The 21,841-nt window shown below is 41.5% G+C and carries 18 protein-coding genes and 1 tRNA gene; 12 read left to right on the top strand and 7 right to left on the bottom strand.

Annotated elements, in window-relative coordinates; genetic code table 11:
- Positions 1 to 106 precede the first annotated feature (106 nt).
- The 4 genes from V7K67_RS09305 to V7K67_RS09290 all read left to right on the top strand — a co-directional run bounded on the left by V7K67_RS09305 (position 107) and on the right by V7K67_RS09290 (position 4,753).
- Entirely contained in the window at positions 107 to 1,087 is a 981-nt protein-coding gene (locus tag V7K67_RS09305) for a phage tail protein (protein ID WP_335166204.1), read from the top strand.
- A gap of 378 nt (positions 1,088 to 1,465) precedes the next feature.
- Positions 1,466 to 2,665 carry a DUF4159 domain-containing protein gene (locus V7K67_RS09300; protein WP_334708930.1) on the top strand — a complete coding sequence of 400 codons (1,200 nt, stop codon included), beginning with the start codon at positions 1,466 to 1,468 and terminating at the stop codon, positions 2,663 to 2,665.
- Positions 2,666 to 3,134: 469 nt separating this feature from the next.
- Positions 3,135 to 4,481, top strand: coding sequence for an NAD(P)/FAD-dependent oxidoreductase (locus V7K67_RS09295; protein ID WP_334731324.1), 1,347 nt, complete (start codon positions 3,135 to 3,137; stop codon positions 4,479 to 4,481).
- A 125-nt stretch (positions 4,482 to 4,606) separates the two neighbouring features.
- On the top strand, positions 4,607 to 4,753 hold the full coding sequence (locus V7K67_RS09290; protein ID WP_334731325.1) for a hypothetical protein: 147 nt from the start codon (positions 4,607 to 4,609) through the stop codon (positions 4,751 to 4,753).
- Positions 4,754 to 4,844: 91 nt separating this feature from the next.
- On the opposite strand, the gene V7K67_RS09285 is transcribed toward V7K67_RS09290, so the two are convergent.
- Positions 4,845 to 4,916, bottom strand: a tRNA-Gly gene (locus tag V7K67_RS09285).
- 552 nt (positions 4,917 to 5,468) lie between these two features.
- Between V7K67_RS09285 and V7K67_RS09280 the strand changes: the two genes are divergently transcribed.
- A complete protein-coding gene (locus V7K67_RS09280) occupies positions 5,469 to 6,227 on the top strand; it encodes a sterol desaturase family protein (protein ID WP_334731327.1) in 759 nt (252 codons plus the stop codon).
- A gap of 98 nt (positions 6,228 to 6,325) precedes the next feature.
- Here V7K67_RS09280 and crtR read toward each other — a convergent pair whose 3' ends face one another.
- Positions 6,326 to 7,372: a beta-carotene hydroxylase gene (gene crtR / locus V7K67_RS09275; protein ID WP_334731328.1), complete on the bottom strand. Its 1,047-nt coding sequence runs from the start codon at positions 7,370 to 7,372 to the stop codon at positions 6,326 to 6,328.
- A gap of 789 nt (positions 7,373 to 8,161) precedes the next feature.
- Positions 8,162 to 11,050, bottom strand: coding sequence for an excinuclease ABC subunit UvrA (gene uvrA / locus V7K67_RS09270; RefSeq protein ID WP_334731329.1), 2,889 nt, complete (start codon positions 11,048 to 11,050; stop codon positions 8,162 to 8,164).
- A gap of 338 nt (positions 11,051 to 11,388) precedes the next feature.
- Here uvrA and V7K67_RS09265 point away from each other — a divergent pair, with 338 nt between their 5' ends.
- Positions 11,389 to 12,114 carry a Uma2 family endonuclease gene (locus V7K67_RS09265; RefSeq protein ID WP_334731330.1) on the top strand — a complete coding sequence of 242 codons (726 nt, stop codon included), beginning with the start codon at positions 11,389 to 11,391 and terminating at the stop codon, positions 12,112 to 12,114.
- Between the two features lie 165 nt (positions 12,115 to 12,279).
- Here the strand turns inward: V7K67_RS09265 and V7K67_RS09260 are convergent, their stop codons facing one another.
- Positions 12,280 to 13,221 (bottom strand): glycosyltransferase family 2 protein, encoded by a 942-nt coding sequence (locus V7K67_RS09260; RefSeq protein WP_335166200.1) that lies wholly within the window; start codon positions 13,219 to 13,221, stop codon positions 12,280 to 12,282.
- A 317-nt stretch (positions 13,222 to 13,538) separates the two neighbouring features.
- Here V7K67_RS09260 and V7K67_RS09255 point away from each other — a divergent pair, with 317 nt between their 5' ends.
- From V7K67_RS09255 to V7K67_RS09235, 5 genes are all read left to right on the top strand, one after another.
- Positions 13,539 to 13,757: a hypothetical protein gene (locus tag V7K67_RS09255; protein WP_334711151.1), complete on the top strand. Its 219-nt coding sequence runs from the start codon at positions 13,539 to 13,541 to the stop codon at positions 13,755 to 13,757.
- 40 nt (positions 13,758 to 13,797) lie between these two features.
- Positions 13,798 to 14,778, top strand: a complete 981-nt coding sequence (locus V7K67_RS09250; RefSeq protein WP_335166198.1) for a cation diffusion facilitator family transporter — start codon at positions 13,798 to 13,800, stop codon at positions 14,776 to 14,778.
- 154 nt (positions 14,779 to 14,932) lie between these two features.
- A complete protein-coding gene (locus V7K67_RS09245) occupies positions 14,933 to 15,169 on the top strand; it encodes a hypothetical protein (protein WP_335166196.1) in 237 nt (78 codons plus the stop codon).
- 39 nt (positions 15,170 to 15,208) lie between these two features.
- Positions 15,209 to 17,158: an alkaline phosphatase gene (locus V7K67_RS09240; protein WP_335166194.1), complete on the top strand. Its 1,950-nt coding sequence runs from the start codon at positions 15,209 to 15,211 to the stop codon at positions 17,156 to 17,158.
- A 241-nt stretch (positions 17,159 to 17,399) separates the two neighbouring features.
- Positions 17,400 to 18,602, top strand: a complete 1,203-nt coding sequence (locus V7K67_RS09235; RefSeq protein ID WP_335166192.1) for an argininosuccinate synthase — start codon at positions 17,400 to 17,402, stop codon at positions 18,600 to 18,602.
- Between the two features lie 159 nt (positions 18,603 to 18,761).
- On the opposite strand, the gene V7K67_RS09230 is transcribed toward V7K67_RS09235, so the two are convergent.
- The gene (locus tag V7K67_RS09230; RefSeq protein WP_334709102.1) at positions 18,762 to 19,391 is read right to left on the bottom strand and encodes a DedA family protein; all 630 of its coding nucleotides are present in this window, start codon (positions 19,389 to 19,391) and stop codon (positions 18,762 to 18,764) included.
- A gap of 487 nt (positions 19,392 to 19,878) precedes the next feature.
- Between V7K67_RS09230 and V7K67_RS09225 the strand changes: the two genes are divergently transcribed.
- Positions 19,879 to 20,232 carry an STAS domain-containing protein gene (locus V7K67_RS09225; RefSeq protein ID WP_335166190.1) on the top strand — a complete coding sequence of 118 codons (354 nt, stop codon included), beginning with the start codon at positions 19,879 to 19,881 and terminating at the stop codon, positions 20,230 to 20,232.
- Between the two features lie 757 nt (positions 20,233 to 20,989).
- Here V7K67_RS09225 and V7K67_RS09220 read toward each other — a convergent pair.
- Positions 20,990 to 21,550 carry an Npun_F5560 family protein gene (locus V7K67_RS09220; RefSeq protein WP_334731336.1) on the bottom strand — a complete coding sequence of 187 codons (561 nt, stop codon included), beginning with the start codon at positions 21,548 to 21,550 and terminating at the stop codon, positions 20,990 to 20,992.
- A 101-nt stretch (positions 21,551 to 21,651) separates the two neighbouring features.
- Positions 21,652 to 21,831, bottom strand: a complete 180-nt coding sequence (locus V7K67_RS09215) for a hypothetical protein (protein WP_335166188.1) — start codon at positions 21,829 to 21,831, stop codon at positions 21,652 to 21,654.
- Positions 21,832 to 21,841: the final 10 nt, after the last annotated feature.

Here is a 21,841-nt window from a genome sequence, read left to right as displayed (position 1 = left end):
CCCAATCCCCAGTCCCCAATCCCCAGTCCCCAGTCCCCAGTCCCCAATCCCCAATCCTATGGTTCAAAGTCGCTCTAGTCCAGCTGTAAGCATTCAATTAACGCCAATGCAAATCCCCGAAGCTTTACCTGTGGCAGGTTTAGCATTTGCAAATGTGGAAAATATCGATGTCGCTGGACGTAGTTTACTCTTGCATCCTGGACATCCCAGCGAGATGATTGTCCAAGTACAAAACTTAGAACAACGTCCTTTGCGGGTAAGCTTAAGCATTGAGGGTAACTTCCCGTCCCAGTGGTGTCAAATTGGCACAGAAGGCAGTGAAATACCACCTCGCGGACAAATGGATGCTGTTCTCTACTTCTCAATTCCCGACACATTTTTTGAAGACCAAGAAGCAATTTCACCTGATAAAAAAGATAAATTAACGCTCAATTTTCGTAGCCTAATTACCCTACATATAGACCCAGGCACGGACAACGAACAAATCGAGAGAAGTGAGTATTTCGATTTATATATCCGTCCCTATACTGCCTACATGGAATTCTTGCCAATTTTGTATAGAGAGGTGGACTTTATTGGTCGCTTTATGAAGATATTTGAGCAAGCTTTTCAACCAATAGTTAATAGTTACAATGTCATGTGGGCAAACCTCGATCCCTTGACGGCACCGCAGGCACTATTACCCTTTATGGCTCATTGGGTTGCTTGGCAAGTAGATTCTGTTTGGGATCTCCAGCAACAGCGGCGTTTAATTCGCCGTGCCGTAGAACTTTATCGCTGGCGAGGAACTCGTAAAGGATTGCGTCTTTACTTGCATCTTTATACTGGTTTACCACTAGACGAACATTTAACTAATGAAGCTGATAAACATATTAGTATTACCGAACCTTTTGGCCCAAGTTTTATTATCGGAGATGCACAACTAGGAAATGCAGTTTTAGCAGGTGGACAACCATATCATTTCATAGTACGTTTGCGTTCAAATATTTCTAGTGGCATCATCAACGAAGAACTTATCCAAAGAATCATAGAACAAGAAAAACCAGCTTTTTGCACTTATGAATTATCTATCGAGAATCCAGGGTAAGCGCATCTCAAACCCTATTGACACGGTAGTTTTGGGGTTCACCCAAAGCACAAATAAGTTCAAAATTACTACACTGAGCCAAGGGGTGGGATTGACATTTTCGTATTTATGTGTCTGAAAACATAAAAAGCTATTTGACCCATGTTTTTTCAATCATTTACGACAATTCGTCCTATTTTGAACGAAAAATTGATATTTAGATAGACTTTCAAGCTTTTTGTCTGTATTAAGGGCTACAAAATTAGATGCGCTTACCCTGATCGAGAATCCCACTAATTAAATAATTCATAATTCGTAATTCGTAATTAAGTAAAATTAAACAGACTTTTAATCTAAAATCCAAAATCCAAAATCTAAAATCTAAAATCTAAAATTCCTATGTCCCACCCTTTCCCCCCTCCACCAATAAAATCTTTTGAGCGCCTGCAAGCCGCAGACGGCTTACTAATCAATGCGGAACGCTGGCGCACAGCCCATGAATATCACCGTAATCGGCAAAATGCTCAATATCAAAGCTTAAACCAACCAGGAATTGTCTGCGGTTTAGGCGTTCGAGACATAACTGCCCCTAGCCTTGTAGAAGCTAGATATCGAGATGGACGTTGGGTACAAATTCAACCTGGTATTGCCATTGATTTAGCAGGTAATTTAATTGTTATACCGACTTCTTATGACTTTCCTATTGATATAGAAGTAGTCAGTTCTGAACCACTCATGATCTACTTAGTAGTTAGCTATGTAGATCCTGACGAATTGCGGCGCGGACAGCAAAGAGATATTGTTCAAGAAACTTATCGAATTGACCAAAGAAACTCTACGCCAGCCAGTTCAGAAATAGAAATATGTCGGATACTTCTGCAACCAGGACATACTGAAATTACCCAACCTGCGGATGCTTTCTTTCCTGGATATAATAATATTGATTTGCGTTATCGCCGTCAAGCACAAATGCGTCCTCAAGCACTTGTCTGTATGGCGCAGGCGAATCATAGCGATCCCGAATGTGCGCGTAATTTTTTCAGTCTTTCGTATTTGTTACAAGCAGTAGAACCCTTATATCCCAGTTTGCGAGGGGCTGATGAACCCGGCCAGGTTTCTTTAGCAGAAAATATCCAAGACTATGACATTCTTTATCTCACAGGTGGACAAGCAATTTCTTTAAATAGTCTTGAATTTGAATCCCTCAGAAATTATTTAAATTTAGGTGGTGTGCTTCTAGTTGATGCGCCAATAAATGCTAATCCTCTAATTGAGAGTACTCAAGCTTTGGCACAACAGTTAGAAAGTCCTTTAAGACCTTTAGAAGAATTGCAACGGAGTCATCCTTTAAGGACAAAGCCTTTCTTATTTGCTGCTTTGCCAATGGTTAATCAACAGCAGATTAAACTATTAATCGGTGGAGGAATTATTTTAGCTATTGGAGATTTGGCAACTGCTTGGGGACTGGATAGAGATTTGAGTTTACCGAGATTGACCATTCGGACAGCTCAGGAATTAGGGATTAATATTCTTCACTATGCTTGGAAACGGCGACAGTTAATTGGTTTGCAACAGGAAGATAATTCAGGACAGTGGTGAAAGTCGAAAAAAGGCAGGGAGCAGGGAGCAGGGGGACAGAAGAGAAAAGAGATTCGTGTATTATGGAAAGGACGAAAGTACCGATTGGTGTCAACTTAACGGTAAATGGGCGGTTAGAAACCGCGTCTATACAAACAAAACCCACCCCCCTGGGTTTCAAACCCTTAATTTGACTTTAGTCCGCAGAGGCGGACAATGCCAGTGTAGCCGCGAATTCTATTCGCTAGGTCTTAATTTGACTATTCGCCAGGTCTTAATTTTACACTAATCGAAAGTACCAAACACCTGATGAATAGGCAATGTTTGCCAATTTATGGCTGAGGAAAATCCGAAACTGAAGGGTAATAAATAACTTTAGCTACTTTCACTATTTTTTCAATTGTTCTAAATAGACAGCAACCTGCATCATAAAGCTGTTACATCTTTGTTAAGAATAGTTACAAGTTCTTAACACAAGGAAATATTTATTATGGTTCTCTCACTTGAGAAAAATGCACCACATCAGGTTGTGATCATTGGTGGTGGCTTTGGTGGACTGTATACAGCAAAAGCTTTGAAGACAGCAAACGTAAACGTTACTCTCATTGATAAACGCAACTTTCACCTATTTCAGCCGCTTTTATATCAAGTTGCCACAGGTGCGTTATCACCTGCTGATATTTCTGCACCATTGCGATCTGTATTCAGCAAAAGCAAGAATACAAAAGTGTTGTTGGGAGAAGTAAATGATATTGATCCAAAAGCCCAACAAGTTATTTTGGGTGATGAAATAGTACCTTATGATACATTAATTGTCGCCACAGGTGCTAACCATTCCTATTTTGGTAAGGATAAGTGGAAAGAATTTGCTCCTGGCTTGAAAACTGTTGAAGATGCCATAGAAATGCGTCGCCGGATATTTTCGGCATTTGAAGCGGCAGAAAAACAAACTGATCCAGAAATTCGCCGTGCTTTGTTGACTTTTGTGATTGTGGGTGGTGGCCCCACCGGTGTAGAATTAGCAGGTGCGATCGCAGAATTGGCATACCAAACTCTCACAGAAGATTTCCGCAGCATCAACACCTCAGAAGCGAGAATTTTACTATTGCAAGGTGGCGATCGCATCCTCCCACACATTTCACCAGAGTTATCGAAAGTAGGAGCAGCATCTTTGCAGAAGTTGGGTGTGGCTGTCTACACTAATACCAGAGTGACAAATATTGAAAATAACATTGTTACTTTCAAGCAAGGCGATGAATTGACAGAAATTGCCTCAAAAACTATATTGTGGGCAGCAGGCGTTCAAGGTTCGCCTCTGGGGAAAGTCTTAGCAGAAAATACAGGTGTAGAGTGCGATCGCGCCGGACGTGTGATTGTAGAACCTGACTTGACTATCAAGGGTTATAAAAACATTTTTGTCGTGGGAGATTTAGGCAACTTCTCCCATCAAAATGGTAAACCCTTGCCTGGTGTTGCACCTGTAGCCAAACAACAAGGAGAGTATGTAGCTAAACTCATTAAACGCAGGCTTCAAGGTCATACTTTGCCACAATTCCGTTACAATGACGTGGGTACTTTGGCGATGATTGGGCAAAATTTAGCTGTTGTAGATTTAGGCTTAATCAAACTCCAAGGTTTCATTGCTTGGCTCTTTTGGCTAGTAATTCACATCTACTTCTTAATTGAGTTTGACACTAAAATAGTAGTAGCAATTCAGTGGGCGTGGAATTATATCACTCGTAATCGTCGCTCTAGATTGATTACAGGTCGAGAAGCTTTTGTAGAAACAAAAACTGTTAACAATAGCGTGCAACGGCCTTCTGTGACACCTCTGTAACTTCAGAGATTACAGCATTAGTCAATGATGGTACAAGAGCTGATTAGAGTGATGACTGTACCTTCCCTTCGTTTGAGATGGCAAGATGAAAAACTCCACCCACTCAAGGGATGGAGTTTTTGGGCATGGGGCATGGGGAAGAAGTTACCAATGCCCAATGCCCCAAGCGACGGGGCGACTATCCCTCTCCACCCACTCAAGGGATGGAGTTTCCCGTCGCTTTCAATAGACATCTCCAGAAATTAAATATGCGTTATCCAGAGTCCTTGTAGAGACGTAGCAGTGCTACGTCTCTACATTCATTTTCACCAGATGTCTAATGAATTGGATACTATAGGATAACTATATAAAGTTTTAATACAAAGCGGGTGATGGGACTCGAACCCACGACGTTCACCATGGGAAGATGACATTCTACCACTGAATTACACCCGCGAATTGCTGCCACAAAATTAGGATTAGACCTAAGCATACCACTATTTACAGCTGTTTTCAATTGGCTAAGACATACACCAGCAATTCCAAATTCAAATTTTGACGACGGGTACAGTCTGGTCTTATTTTAAGTATTTTATCTAATTGTTAAGAAAGATGTGGTAATGGATAGTCTTACTAAGGGGTGGGGTTGGTGGTATGGGGTTCTTATTTGTTATTTATAATAAGAGGACTCATGAAAAAACTAGAACCTTTAACCGTTGACTATCAACACATTAACTTGCGACTGCACGCCTTTGAAATTTCCGCAATGCAACTGATGCACACTGTAGCATTTCATAACAGACTGCTTTACGTGTATTTGTGTCAGTCTTAATTACAAGTTTTCATCCACTATTAGGTGAACCACTTGATGCTGTAAAATAAGCAGTGGATTTTGTCGATTAATAAATTCAATCGTAATTTGGCCAATTGTTTTGGTCTTCGTTGCCAAAACAATTGCACACGATCAGCATTTTCATTTCACTAAATTAATATTACGGATGGGTCTAATTGACAAACCACTCATTTTGGTATTATTGCTTTTTCTTCTTCGGTATCACTCTTGCCCGATACTTTCTGATCGCAGGGGGAGCATACTTGCTCTTTTACTTAGTTTTGGGGAAGTCCCTCGCCAACAGGAGTTTGCATTTAAAACCGTTGATGAGTTGTTCCATTAAAAAGGATATCGAATTATCGGTACTCTCCGCAGTAGTTTTTGCGATTTGTGGAGCGTTTATCATCTCAGAGTATAGTTTGGGAGTAACGCTGTTATACACTGACCTATACAAGTATGGGCTGTGGTATTTAGTAGTTAGTTTTATTGCGGTGCTTCTTCTTCAGGATACTTACTTTTATTTTATCCATCGGGTGTTTCACCAGCCTCTGATTTTTAAATGGATGCATTATGGACACCACCGTTCAGGAGAGCCAACACCTTGGAGTTCTTCTGCGTTCGACTTGCCTGAGGCAATCGTACAAGGACTTTTTTTTGTAGGTGTAAGCTTCATAGTTCCGCTGCATTTTATCACCTTAGTTGCTGCACTTATAGCTATGACAGTATGGGCAGTATTTACCCATCTTGGATTTGAGGTATTTCCCTCTTCATCTAAGAGTTACTGGATTGGAAGGTGGCTGATTGGTTCTAGGCATCATTCAATACATCATCGTAAATATAAAGTACATTACGGTTTATATTTTACATTCTGGGATAAACTGCTGGGTACTGAAGACCCTAATTATGAAAATGAAACCCACACAAGGGAGTTTTAATTTATTAATAACTCGAAGTTTCTCAAGCCATTCACTAACCCGCTTGCGCGGGTTTTGTGTGTATAGCTGCGATTTTTAATCACTGGAACTTTTCTTTATTATTCATCTTGATTTTTCATTTTTTTATGAGTAAACCGAATTCCTACAAAGATATCGTAAATAAACGCTAAAAAGTCTTTCTTTTGTAGTAAACCTGAAGTTTGATAACAGTCTTTTTCATCTAACAAAGGCTTCATCAGATAGTATGTGGACTGATATTTATACCAGGGAATACAAGTCCATAAATGATGGATTAAATGATAGTTCTGCCCTAAAATCAGGATATTAAGAATTGGGCTGGGATATACGCGGGCATTTTTCCAGCGATCGCGTTCAACAAAGGGACGATGGGGCAAATAATCAAAAAATAAGCCTAGTATTAGCCCTACTATACCGGAAGGTACAACCCAAAAATTGAGAACGTACATTAAAAAATGATATTGAATTGAGATATAGATAATTACAACAACAATTAAGCGGCTGACGAACCATTCTAATAGCTCATATTTGCGCCATAGTCGCCGTCGAAAGAAAAATACCTCATGGGACAAGAATCGAAATGCAATTAGCCACAGGGGGCCACCTGTAGAAACAAAATGATCTGGGTCATCTTTAGGATGGTTGACATGAGCATGATGCTGCAAATGTACTCGCGTGAACACTGGGAAAACAAACCCAAGCATCAAGGCGCTACCATGTCCTAACATGGCATTAATTAATCGATTACGGTGAGCAGATTGGTGACAAGCATCATGAATTACTGTTCCAGAACAATGCAAGGCTATAGTGTTAAAACTAAAGCACAGCCAGTCTGGCCATTGCCAAAGCCAGTAACCACAATTAGATAAAACCAGCACTGTCACAGATGCCAAAAACAGTAGTAGCGTCGGATTAAAATCACCAGGAGGCGCTAACAATTCCTTCGGTGGAACTTTCAGCAGCTTATGTGCTTCTGAAGTTACTGTTCTGACTTCTGTATCTACTACGTCTTTAAAAATGACTTCCGAGTTATTGCCATTTAGCTTTTTATAGTCATCAACGGCTGGGTCGATGATGATTAGGCTTTTGTTCGGGATGTCAAAAAAATTAGGATCTAAAGAGGTCATAATTTTCCTGGTCGTGATTCGTTGATAAAATGGGCTTTAAATCCCAAACTCAGCCAGCATAGAATAGATTTCTTGCCCCGATTAGAGACATGAAAAGATTGAAAATTTAGCCGATACTCTTTTCTATTTAGATTAGGTATGGCTTGTAGGAGATCGCAGATAGAGAAAATTTTAAATTCCTTTATACTTACTTGTGATGCTAGCAACAACGGTATACATGTTTTGGTTTGATATCGACATTTATCGATTTGCCAAGGCGATGCTTTTGCCGATGTGCTGAAATTATGCTGTATTATTGCTTTTGTGAAAAACAATTTTCAACAATATAAAGAATACAGTTATTTGAATGATAAACGCAAGAGTTTTGTCGTAATCTGAGGCATATGAAAGTATTTTAAACATAGATATCATACTTCTAACAAAATGTATATTTTATTTGCTTAAAGAAACATTTCATCCTTGCCCCCTCCTAGCATAGCTTTCAGTTTTGAGGATGTACCTCATAGCTGCCAGAAGTGCTGTATTTAGCGCAGCTTCATAAAGAATTGGTATTACAGTAACGTTTACAAGTTTTCCAGTAATTTCCTGAGATTTATGAAACATAGAAGGCCTAACTCATGACTGGAAGTCACGAGTGTGCGACTTGAAGAAATCAAAGCACGTCAAGCTGAGTTAGACATACTAGCTGGTCATTTTTTAGATTCAATTGTGAAGTGTGTTAAGGTCAAGCTAAAGACACGATTTTTAAATTCCTGTATCAGGTGTGTTACGTTTCACTAAAGCACCGCGCTACTTCTTCACCGCCGGATACTGTTTCAAAACTTGCTGCAAATATTGCCCAGTATAAGACCTGGGATTTTTTGCAACTTCCTCCGGTGTACCTACAGCAATCAATTCTCCGCCTTTGTCGCCACCTTCTGGCCCCAAATCTATCACCCAATCAGAACAACGAATTACATCTAAGTTGTGTTCAATTACTAAAATTGAATTACCTTTATCCACCAATCTTTGCAACACATCTAACAATTTGTGGACATCGTAAAAAGATAACCCTGTTGTCGGTTCATCTATTAAATACAGTGTTTTCCCGGTAGCGCGTCGAGATAGTTCTGTTGCCAATTTTACCCGCTGCGCTTCACCACCAGATAAGGTAGTCGCAGGTTGTCCTAGTTGGACATAACCCAACCCGACATCAAATAAAGTTTGCAAACGCGCCATCGCTTTGGGAATATTTTGGAAAAAGTCTAAACTTTCCTCAACTGTCATTCTCAGAACATCAGAGATAGACTTATCTTTGTACTTCACCTGTAACGTTTCGCGGTTATACCTTGCACCTTTACAAATTTCGCATTGCACGTAAACATCGGGGAGAAAGTTCATTTCAATAACATTCACACCCTGTCCGCTACAAGCTTCGCAACGTCCACCTTTAACGTTGAAGGAAAATTGTCCGGGTTTGTAACCCCTAGCTTTGGCTTCTACTGTTTGGGAAAATACATCCCGAATGGCATCGAAAATTCCTGTGTAGGTTGCAGGGTTAGAACGTGGTGTGCGTCCAATTGGGGATTGATCGATCACGATCGCTTTATCAATCGCGTTTAATCCCTGAATTTTATCCAAATGTCTGGGTAAGGGAACCTTCTTAGTTAAATGGTGTTGCAGAGATGGGTACAGTAATTCGTTAATTAGGGTAGATTTCCCAGAACCAGACACACCAGTGATAGAGACGAGTTTACCTAATGGAATGTCTACATCTATATTTTGTAAATTGTTGCGATGGGCATTTTTAATTCCCAAACTGCGCCCATTTCCTTCTCGGCGTTCTGCTGGCGTGGTAATTACTCGCCTTCCTGATAAATAAGCACCTGTCAAGGAATCTTCTGCTGCTAATAACGCCTGAAAATCACCTTGGGCGATAATATTTCCACCGTGAATTCCTGCACCAGGGCCAATATCAACTATATGGTTGGCTGCGCGAATTGTTTCTTCATCGTGTTCAACGACAATTAATGTATTACCCAAATCGCGCAATTTAGTTAAGGTTTTGAGCAATCTGCCATTATCTCGTTGATGCAAACCAATACTCGGTTCATCTAAGACGTAGAGGACTCCTGTTAAACCAGAACCAATTTGCGTTGCTAGACGAATTCGTTGAGCTTCGCCACCGGAAAGGGTCATGGCGGGACGATCAAGGGTGAGGTAATCTAAACCGACATCTAACAAAAATTGCAATCTAGCTTTGATTTCTCTCAGGACTAAATCAGCAATTTGTAACTGGCGATCGCTCAACTGGAATTGCTCAATTCTCTCCCGACAATCCCCAATTGATACGGTAGTTAAATCTAAAATTCCATATTGTCCCAACTTCACCGCCAAGGCTTCCGGTTTTAACCGTTTTCCCTGACAAACTTCACACGGCTGATCAATTAAATACTGCTCTAATTTTTGCTTAACTAATTCCGAACCACCCTCATATTGTCGTTGCAAAATTGGAATAGCACCTTTAAAACTCTGCTTTCTCTGTGCTTCTGCGGCTCGTTCATCTTTCTCTCCAAATAAAATAATTTGTTGCTGTTCTTCTGTCAGCTTGCCCCAATTCGTCTGTAACTCAAACCCATAAATCTGTCCCACGCTATAGAGTAATTCCAGATAATAAGAATTATCTTTTTCTGACCAAGGCGCGATCGCAGCATAAACTGGCGCTTCCCAGTCAGGTACGATCAAGTCTGGCGCAAATCTTCTTAAAGTCCCGATTCCATGACAGTGCGGACAAGCACCATAAGGCGAGTTAAAGGAGAACAATCGCGGCGATAATTCCTCCATTACCGCGCCATGTTCTGGACAAGCAAAGTTTTCCGAAAATACTAATTCTTCTTCTTTTTCTTGTCCGTCGTCACCAAGTAGACTCACCAGAATGGCTGCAATCCCACCGGATTGCTTAAGACACGTAGACAGGGAATCAACCAAACGCTCCTGAATATCAGCCTTTTTTACCAAGCGGTCAATTACCACTTCGATGGTGTGGGTAAAATTTTTATCCAATTCAATAGAATCTGACAGTTCGCGGATTTCGCCATTGATTCGCACGCGGACAAAACCAAGGGAAGCCAGACTTGACAAAAGCTTACGGTGTGTGCCTTTTTTCCCCCGAACAACGGGTGCAAGGATTTGGAAGCGGGTGCGATCTGGTAATTCCATGATGCGATCGCACATCTCATCGATTGTCTGGGGTGCAATACAGCGATCGCATATCGGACAATGGGGTTCACCAGCCCGACCAAATAACAGCCGCAAATAGTCGTAAATCTCTGTCACCGTACCCACAGTGGAACGCGGGTTATGAGACGTTGATTTTTGGTCAATAGAAATTGCTGGACTTAAGCCTTCAATGGCTTCCACATCCGGCTTATCCAGTTGTCCTAAAAATTGCCGTGCGTAGGCGCTGAGGGATTCTACATAGCGACGTTGCCCTTCAGCGAAAATCGTATCAAAGGCTAGGGAAGACTTACCAGAGCCAGAAACGCCAGTAAATACGATTAGGCGATCGCGTGGCAATTCCAAGTCAATATTTTTCAGATTATGCTGCCTAGCACCCCGAATCCGAATGGTATTCTGGCTGTTGTGGCTGGGGTAGGGAAGATGGCCATTCAAGGATGCTGCTAGCTGTTGGTCTGACATATTGGGCGGCGAAGAAGGAGTTTCTGATGAAACAGTCCTTAATAATACTATCTTTAATCGGTTTATTGTAGAACAATAGTACTGTTATATTGAGTTATCATTCCAGATTCATGCCGCAGACATCCTTAACCCGGATTTCTCACCAATGCTCAAAGCCTGTGCAGGGGAGCAGGGGAGCAGGGGAGCAGAGGAGAGTTCAATGTGCCAAGTTCAATCCCCTCCGCCCCTCCGCCCCTCCGCCCCTCTGCCCATCTGCATTTCAAACTTGTGAGAAATGCGGGTTAAGAGTCTGCTAATTTGGAAGCATCCCGATTAAATATCCTTCTGAGGGCGAAGCTATGGTATCACAAATCCAACCGCCGACCCAGCCAGAGGTCATCTACCCAGATAGTGACGGGCAACCAGTGGCGAATAATACTATACAGTTTGGCTGGATTGTAGAAATTAAGCAGAATATCGAGTGGTTATTTGCCGACGAGCCAAATGTATTTGTCGCCGGGGATTTATTCTGGTATCCGGTAGAGGGACGCAACAAAATTGTTAACGCCCCAGATGTGATGGTGGTATTGGGTAGACCAAAAGGCGATCGCTTGTGCTACCAACAATGGAAAGAGGAGGGAATTGCACCACAAGTGGTGTTTGAAATTCTTTCTCCCAGCAACACCCAAAGTGAAATGGACAAGAAATTACTTTTCTATGACCGCTATGGCGTGGAAGAGTACTACATTTACGATCCTGAGAAAAATAATTTGCACGGTTGGTTGCGTAGTGAAGATGGGTTAGATGTCATCCCCCAAATGGAAGATTGGGTGAGTCCTCGGTTAAAAATTCGGTTTGTTCCATCATCAGAGGGTTTGCAGCTATATCGCCCTGATGGAGAACGGTTTTTAACTTATACAGAAATTTCCCGCAACGCCGAACAAGAACGACAACGGGCGGAACTTGCAGAACAAGCCAGAAGAGATGCCATACCCCGATTATTGCAAATGAATTTGAGCATCGAGCAGATTGCCCAAGCTTTGGCATTGTCAGTGGAAGAAGTGCGAACTCTTGCTCAGGAGTAACGCCGTGTGCAATTTTTTAATCGGGCTATTAGAAATTTAAGTTTTACTTGAGATATTCTGATTATGCTAGCCAATGCAGCTACTCATGATGTCACCTGGGAAAAGTTACCTGATGATTTTGTTTTAGACAACGAGCCAGTGGATAATTCCCAGTCTCTAGTTCAATCATGATGTTTGCTGAATTTGAGCATAAGCTTCATAGACACCCTTCACGTTGTACCAATTGAGAAAAATTCGGGCAACTTCTAAAGCTAATTGCGGTTTACCTAAATTAATTAGCCATTGCAAAAATGGAGCCATTGTCCGCTCATTCAGTGCGCCGTTCAGGGACAAAATTCCCCAAAGTAAGCGATGCAGCCAAGTCATTTGAATCATCATTCGCACTTCCCATATAGGATGCTTTTGATAAAATAAAACTCCCATGCGTCCGCGTTGAATCTCTTGGTCAATCAATCGGGGAATTTGCTCTAAGTTAAATGCTGGATGCCAGTGATATCCTACAGCTTCTGGACATTTTATGAGTATCAAACCTAGTTTTTTCAACCGCACACCTAATTCTAAATCTTCCCAGCCATAAAGTTGAAAGCTAGTGTCAAAAAGTCCTGCTTTCTCTAGCCAATATTTAGGGATTGCTACATTTCCCGTAGCAAAAAAAGCTGCTGAAAAATCTGTGACTTTGTAGGGTTCAGCCGTTGGATTGTCGAAATTGCAAGTATTGATAACTGCACCGTAAGTGAAAAAGCGATCGCTCCTCAATTTCTCCTGTCCCTGCACTAGCGCGTTACCATGAGCTTGCAAGAAATTATCCAGCACTACTAAATCACTATCAATAAAGATAATTGTGTCTCCCAACGCCTGTTGTACCCCCAAATTTCGAGCCGCAGCTGGGCCAGCATGATCTTGCTGAAACCATCGCACATGGGGAAACTCTTCTTTGTGTACTACTAACCACTCCAATGTACCATCAGTAGAACCATCATCCACCAAGACAATCTCGTAATCAGTAACCGAACTAGGCTCACTTAACTCCTGTACCTCCAAGGCGTGGAGGCACTTTTCTAAAATCGGTTGGCGATTATAAGTCGGGATCACAACGCTGAAAAACACAGTCTCACCCACAACACTATTTACCCATCTCCAGAATAGGACAGATGGGGCGCTGACACTGTTCCTTACCTAATTTGGGTTAAGGGAATAGCAAGGGCTGATAATTTTGAGTTAATCAACTTATAATCTAAGCTTAATCATTGTCAACTAAGGTAATAATAAATTAATTATATTCCTTCGTAAAAACAAAATAATTTAACTTTAATTTATTAATAAATAATTTAAAAATGAAAAAAATGGTCAAGCAAGAGATTTTAGTATCAATTAGTAGACTTTATTTCTACTAAATTTTTTCTGTCACCTCAGAGGAAAGTTTAATGTCTAAATTGAGTCGGAGAGAACTTTTAATATTTTTTTCTGGCAGTGCTGGTGATGCTATTTTGGGAGACAAACTTCTAAATGGTTTTGCCAGTGCTGGGGAAGTAAAAACCGCTAATATTCAGCTTCACACCTGTACGTCTACCACATCCCCTACCAATTTATCAACAGCAGAAAAATTTCTTGCCAAGAGGAATCAATACCTCTGTGGATATTAAGTTAAGTAACTATAACGTTATTGATAAGGCTTTTTAGTTAATGCTTTCACTTCAATGGGATGAATGTAGCTGCAAAGATACTTCGATAAATGTACCTAATAATCAGCACAAAACCAAGATATTATGGATAATGTTAGGTTTACTTACTTGTTTTTTTATTGCTGAGTGGAGTGTGGGCTTGTGGAGTCAAAGTTTATCTCTACAAGCAGATGCAGGACATATATTATCTGATATTACAGCCTTGTTAATCTCAATATTTGCAAGTTTTTTAGCACGGCAACCAGCTAAGAATCAGGCAACATTTGGATATCAGCGGATTGAAGTTTTAGCGGCTTTGTTGAATGGATTAGGTTTGCTAGCGATCGCTAGTTTTATCACTTGGGAAGCTATTAATCGCTGGCAACATCCAGCATCCATTTTGGGCTTACCAATGTTAGTACTTGCAGTATTAGGTTTAATCATCAATCTGCTCAACATTACTTTACTTCATCCCCACACTCATGATGACTTAAAGCTCCGGGGAGCTTTGCTTCATCTCATCGCCGATACTGCTAGTTCTGTGGGCGTCATTATAGCTGCTTTAGCAGTTCATTTGTGGGATTGGTGGTGGGCAGATGTAGCTATTAGTTTAGTAGTTGCAATTTTTACGGGTTTAAGTGCTTTACCCCTAGTTCAAGAAAGCCTGAAAATTTTTTTGGAGTATGCACCGAAATCAATTGATCCAGATGAAGTGGAAATATCTCTCAAATATTTTCCTGGTGTGACTCAAGTAGAAAAACTTCATATCTGGGCAATTAACTCAAATCAGGTAATACTTTGTGCCAATTTGACAGTTGAATGTGCAACAGATCGAGAACGCGATCGCTTACTCAATAAATTACAAATTCATCTGCAAAAAACTTTTAAAATTAGTGAAGTAACTTTGCAGTTAACTAGTTCTAAAAACTCCTCAAAACTCCCCATTCATCCTTTATTCAAACAAAATGTAGCTTTAATGATATCGCCAAATAAAACACATTAACTCTGAATTAATAGCTAAAAATACATCAGAAAATAGTTTAGTGCATACACTTAATAATTCAGATTTAAACATGATGCTTATTGACGCTTTTTTATTGTCAGAGCATAGTTATTGTCTAACAAACATAACTTATTAACTAGGGGGGTTGGCGATTGTGACTTTAATTCAAAAATCCAAAATTGTTTCATTACTGAAACAGTATAAACGTACATTGGCTTGCTTCATATCTGGTTTAGTTCTGGCAATCTTGCTGTTCTTGGGAACATTGAATCAACGACTAGCTACTGCCTCTAACCAGACTCATATCACAACTTTGACTCAACCAGATATGAGCGCTACCCATTCAGACTTCGAGAATACTCATCTTGAACCCAATTTTTATCAGTATTAACGGCTAATAATTGCTCAATCAACCTGAAGGCATACTGCAATGATTTCATTTTTAGGAAAGTACAGACGCTTCTTAGCCTTGACTATGGCTGGCTTTTTCTGTACCCTTCTGCTGATATTTGGTAATTCTGTTTTTCAGCCGACTATGGCCGGTGGTAATGGGGTTAACGTGATTATCATGATTGGCGATGGCATGGGTTGGAACATGGCACGGGCCGCAGCACTTGCCAAAGGCGCTCCCTTTTATACCAGTGGGAAAGGCTCTGGTCTGAGCTTTCAAAATTTGACTGGATATGGACTTGTTACCACTTATGGCACAACGGTTCAGGGAAATACACCAGCTACGCCAAAAAACCAACCTCACCTCACAGGTAACTCTGGCTTAGACGGGTCTAATCCACTCACAGGTGCAAGTCCTGTTCGTCCTAACTTCTCATTCCAGCCTACTCCTTTTAACCCAGGCGATCGCGCTGACGGTAATAGCCTTTCGCCTGGTAACTTGACAGGTTATGAAACAGGTAAAGGAGGCCCCGTTCCCTGGATTCCTCTAACCCCTGCTAATCCTGGTAGATACGACAAAGAGTACATCAAGCATAGTTATCCCGACTCTGCTAACACCGCTACCACTCTTTATACAGGCGTAAAGAGCTATAACAACGCGATGGGAGTAGACGTTTACGAGAAGAGGTTGAAAACCATCCTGGAAATTGCCAAAGAAAAAGGTAAATCTACAGGACTGGTGACATCTGTACCTGTTAGCCATGCAACGCCTGGGGCTGCTGCCTCATTCGTCAATCGTCGTAGCAAGTACGATAGTATTTATGACCCTACCAAGACCAACCAAGACAGCATTTTGCAGCAGACATTGCTAAACTTTCAGCCCAATGTTTTGTTGGGTGGCGGTCATCCCTTGGACTTTAGCAATACAACCAATACAGGGCCAGTTTTTAACTATACGTATATCACACAAAATACCTACGAGTATTTGAAGGCTAACCCCACATCCAATCGTTATGGCTATAACTTTTTAGAACGTGGCCCGAATGCAACTAAGACACTGTTAGACACAGCTGCCAAAATCGACCCAAATAAAGGAGGCAAATTATTTGGTCTATACGGTGCCCGTGGACAAGATGGTAATATACCTACCAGTTCCTCTAAAGGTGACTACAGCAGCACAGGTCTGGGTAACTTCACACTCTATAGCTCTGTTGTCAAAACTGTAACACCCTGTCCATCAGGTCAAATCATTCCTGGTACTGCTGGGGATTGTATTCCTGTTATTGATGCAGCAGGCAACCCGATTGCTCCTAATGCTCCTGCACCTGATACTGTGCGTCCTCTGGCTGCCGGTGAAACCGATGCTAGCTTTATTGCCAGAGAGATTAACGAAAATCCCACTTTAGCCGATCTCAGCAAAGCGGCTCTTAAGGTTTTAGGTAAGGACAAAGATGGCTTCTGGCTAATGATTGAGGGAGGTGATATTGATTGGGGTGCCCATGACAACAACATGGATAACCTGATTGGTACTGTGAATGATTTTGACAAAGCAGTTCAAGAGGTCATTACCTGGATTAAGCATCATGGTGGTTGGAGCAAGAACCTCCTACTAGTTACTGCTGACCATGACCACTATTTGACTCTAAATGATGACTTTGTATCAAAGCTGACTCCTAATCCTGACTCAAGTCAGTCTAAGGGCTTGAAGTATAACGCCAAGGAGATCACTTTCAACAAGCACAATTCTCAAGATGCTGGTCACTTCTGGGGGTCTGATCCGAATTATAAGTATCTCTGGGGTAATCACAGCCGCAGGATTGTACCTGTTTACTACCAAGGTGCTTATGCGTCAGTTCTGACTAAATATCTGGGGAAAGAAGTTAAGTTCAAAGATAGCTCTAATACTACTTATACTGCGCCCGGTGTGAGAGGAGTACTCGATCAGAGCCATATCTTTAAGGCAATGAAAACCGCGCTGACGGGTAATTGAACTACTTAACGCTGAAACGCTTACGTTGTATTCATTTTGAATTTTTAATTCCGCCTTGCGGTATTAGGCGATCGCTCTCTTGGCAAACTTCAATTAGAGTTAACCACAAATTAACCTATACAGATTGTGCTGTCTGAGTTTGCTGACAATCTGCCTATAGGTTGTTGCATGAAGAAAATATACCTGGGTTAGTTCAGATATAATAATGACTCATTGTTTGTTTTCCTAACTGGAGAAATTAATGGGTCGCGCCAAAAAGGTTGTCCTGGCATATTCTGGCGGAGTGGATACCTCCGTTTGCATCCCCTACCTCAAACAGGAGTGGGGTGTAGAAGAGGTGATTACCCTAGCAGCAGATTTAGGTCAGGGAGATGAATTAGAGCCAGTTCGAGAAAAAGCTCTGAAATCCGGTGCAAGTGAATCCCTCGTGGCGGATGTCAAAGACAGCTTCGTTAAAGATTACGCCTTTGGAGCGATTCAAGCTAACGCCCTCTATGAAAATCGTTATCCTCTAGGAACTGCTCTTGCCCGTCCACTGATTGCTAAGGTATTAGTAGAAACGGCTGAAAAATATGGTGCTGATGCGATCGCTCACGGTTGCACTGGCAAAGGTAACGATCAGGTTCGCTTTGATGTCTCTGTAACTGCCCTGAACCCCAATCTGAAGATCCTCGCACCAGCCAGAGAATGGGGCATGAGCCGTGAGGAAACCATCGCTTATGGTGAAAAGTTTGGTATCCCCTCACCAGTCAAAAAATCTTCTCCCTACAGTATTGATAAGAATTTGCTCGGTCGTAGTATTGAAGCTGGTTTACTCGAAGATCCGTCATTTGAGCCACCAGAAGAAATTTATGAGATGACCAAAGCGATCGCTGATACTCCCAATGAGCCAGAGTACATCGAAATTGGTTTCCACGGTGGTATTCCCACCACCCTCAACGGTATAGCTAAAAGACCAGTTGAGCTAATTGAACAACTCAATCAGGTGGTAGGAAATCACGGTATCGGCCGGATTGATATGATTGAAAACCGTCTAGTGGGCATCAAATCGCGGGAAATCTACGAATCACCCGCAATGTTGGTGCTAATTCAGGCACATAGAGATTTAGAAAGCCTGACTTTAACGGCAGATGTCACCCATTACAAGCGTGGCATTGAAGAAACTTACAGCCAAATCGTTTACAACGGTTTATGGTACAGTCCACTCAAAGTTGCACTGGATGCTTTTATTCAAAAGACACAAGAGCGAGTCTCTGGAACTGTGCGAGTGAAGTTGTTCAAGGGCAACTCTACGATCGTTGGGCGTTCAAGCGATAATTCCCTCTACACCCCCGATTTGGCAACCTACGGAGCCGAAGACCAATTTGACCACAAAGCCGCTGAAGGCTTTATCTATGTTTGGGGACTACCAACTCGCATTTGGTCACAGCAAGTTAGAAGATGAGGGGGATGAGGGGGATGAGGGGGATGAGGGGGATGAGGAAGACAAGGTAAAATTTTCTCCCTCATCTCCCCCTACTCCCTCATCTCCCCCTACTCCCTCATCTCCTCTACTCCCTCATTTCCCCCTACTCCCTCATCTCCTCTACTCCCTCATCTCCCCCTACTCTTCTGCTGCCCCCTTAACTTGGCGAGACTCTAGCCATAGGGGCACAATAATTAAGGCAGCGAGAATCAGTAAGGCTGCGATCGCAAATTGACCCACCCAAGCAACCAATTGTTCTAAAGAGACAACTTTGCCAGCGAAAAAAGCTAATGTTACCATCAAACTAGCCCAAGCAACTGCTCCTAAAAAGTTGTATAAAAAGAATTTTCCAAAAGGCATTTCAGCTATACCAGCTAGTGGTGCAGCAAAAACTCGTAACAATGCCAAAAAACGTCCAAAGAATACCCCTTTAGCAGCATTCTGACTAAATTGATCTTTAATACTCAGCAGCCGCACTTCCGAAATCCGAAATATGCTGCCAACCTTTACCAGAAAAGCCCAGCCGCTAACTCTACCAATCCAATAGCCACAAGTACCACCAATGACAGCACCCATAATTGCGTCACCGAGAACGAGCCAGAAATTTAGTTCATCGCTGCCAGCTAGAAACCCGCCTACTAAGGTCACGGTTTCACCAGGAAGGGGAATGCCTAAATTTTCTAGCAAAATTCCCAAAAAAATTGCCCAATACCCGTAAGTGTGGGCGACTTCCTGGATATTTTCTAGTGAAATCAGCTCTAAAGACATCCCGCACCGCCGTCTTTACAAATTTTTACTTTTACTACATCTTTGCTTGTTTTTGAGTGGGGTGTCAATCAAACCACTACATTCAGTCATTAGGTCATTAGCTTAATTCTGCATAATCCATAACTTATAGTCTATGGTAACTATTAATTTTTGATTATTAACTATGCAGTTTTTAGAATTCCCTACCACAAACTAATATTTATTAAAAAAAAAATAAAAAGTTTATAGAAAATTTATAAACTTGAAGTTGAATTATAAAAATTTTGTAAAAGATACGGTTGATACCGAAATTATTAGACCCTTATGCCTATATTGATGAAAGCTATTACAAATTATACGGCATGAATACTGAAATAATCTCTTTCATCTGTACGACTGCAATTGCCCAAATATCTGGGTAAAACGGTCATTTTGCCATTGAAAGAGAAGAGGTATTGATGTCTTTTTTCAGTTTTTTGTCAAGTGTTCCAACTACCCTGTTAAATTCATGGCTCTCACACAAGAATTTCAAGTGATTTTGTTTAAACCCCAAGGAAGCATAGATTTAGAAGGCGGTAAGGCTTTAAGTGAACAGATGGCTGGAGTCGTGCCTCAAGCTCATCAACTCTGGATTATCGACCTCACAGAGGTTAATTTCATGGACAGTTCTGGATTAGTCCCTTTAGTAAAAGGGTTAAAAGCTGCACGTCAGAGTGGTTGCCGCCTAGTTTTATGCAACGTGCAAGCTCCTGTACGGTTAATTTTGGAACTTACTCAACTCGACACAGTGTTTGAAATTTTCAGCACTTACCAAGACATTTTTACTGCCGTCAAAGATAACAGTCTGGTGCTAGCAGGCTAGCTAATAAATCTACCGATAGAAGGATGGTAAAGTCAAGCGATATTTGCATTTTTTCACATTCTCCAAGATAACAGTCTGGTGCTAGCAGACTTATTTTCTTTTTGTCTAGAGAAGAATGTTGAGGAAGATTCATGCTTTTAAGCTAGGTAGTATGAATGGCAGATGAATGAATCTGCTTGTTGGAAGCCATCTACCTAAAAGGATGTTTGAAAAGTATTATTGCTAACATAGCAACCTCAGAAACCTAACCCCCCTAACCCCATTCCCTGATAGGGAACGGCAGGGTGGTTTCATACAAGTAGAGAAAAACTAAAATTAGGTTTCAAAGCCTCTCTTCGCCTTGGAGAGAGGTTTGGAGAGGGTTGAAAATCTATGGTTCTAAATGAGAAATAAAGACTTCCATATTTTTCTCTTTTCGTATGAAACCACCCTGTCTTCCTGATCAGGGAATAGGGGTTTAAAAGCATCTCTTTCCCTGCCTAACAGTAGGCTGACACCAACGGAGAGAGGAATGTAAGTAGGGTTTTAGTATACTATAATACTTTTCAAACATCCCCTAAAGCAGGAACGGGCCAAAATTGGTCAAAGCAAATGCAATTCTTCGTGACACTCCGTAGCCTTTTAAAGACAGGGCTTTTCAAATTACAAATTACTCTGAGCTATTGTTCTAAGTAGAGCAGCGTAAATAATTAAATGTTTCCAAACTCCTTTGTAGCATCAATTTCTTACCTCTTAAGATTCCACTATAATGTTAATTTTAGGCATTCTGTGGAGTTGAAACGCTAGTTTGTTCCGATGCTGGGCGGGGAAAATTCGGCAAATCAATACCGCTATGACTAGCATTGCGAGTTTTGAGTGCTAAACGGTAACTCACGCTTTGCAGTTCTGCTTGTAGTTGGCGGTTTTCGCGTTGTAGCATTGCTACTTTTTCTCTGACTGGCGTCATCCGCTCCTCAAACTTCCGTCGGTAAATTTGAGGCAACTCTTGTACTACTTGTTCTAACATCCGAGTGCGATCGGTGAGTTCTTGAACTGACTGTCGCAATTGATAAATCTCGGAGTCACGAGTTGTAATTTGCTCTTGGTAGAAACCCACCTGCTGCTCTACAGCCTGGAGTTGTTCTTGCAAAGCGTGTAACTGGCTTAAATCGCGCTCAATATCCGGCTGTGGGGGCATAAAACTAGTATTACCCTTTACCAGCCGGAAAAGTTCTTGAGATAGTTGTTGTACTAGTTGATCGCGAAGTTGCAACTCTTGGCGTAGCTGCGATACTTCGGTAGAGAGAACTTGAATATTAGGTGTATCAGATTGGATCACAGTAGCTTAAAGCTCCCATTCAGAATCTTGTCCACTCTTAGGTATAACTGCGGGAGTACTACCTTTGGCAAGTATTTGTTAATTTAGCATTCCCAAACAAGTCACGAGAAAAGAAAAAGACAAAATTTTATTGAATGGGATTTGGGGATTGGGGATTGGGGATTGGGGATTGGGGATTGGGGATTGAGGATTGGGGACTCGCCATTAATTATTTTTTCCTCATCTCCCTCATCTCCCTCATCTCCCTCATCTCCCTCATCTCCCTCATCTCTGCTCCCCACTCTCTATCCC

Origin of the sequence: Nostoc sp., assembly GCF_036917155.1 — a bacterium.
Lineage (GTDB): Bacteria > Cyanobacteriota > Cyanobacteriia > Cyanobacteriales > Nostocaceae > Nostoc.
Note: the sequence above shows the minus strand (reverse complement) of the source record. Positions and strands in the feature narration are given on the sequence as shown.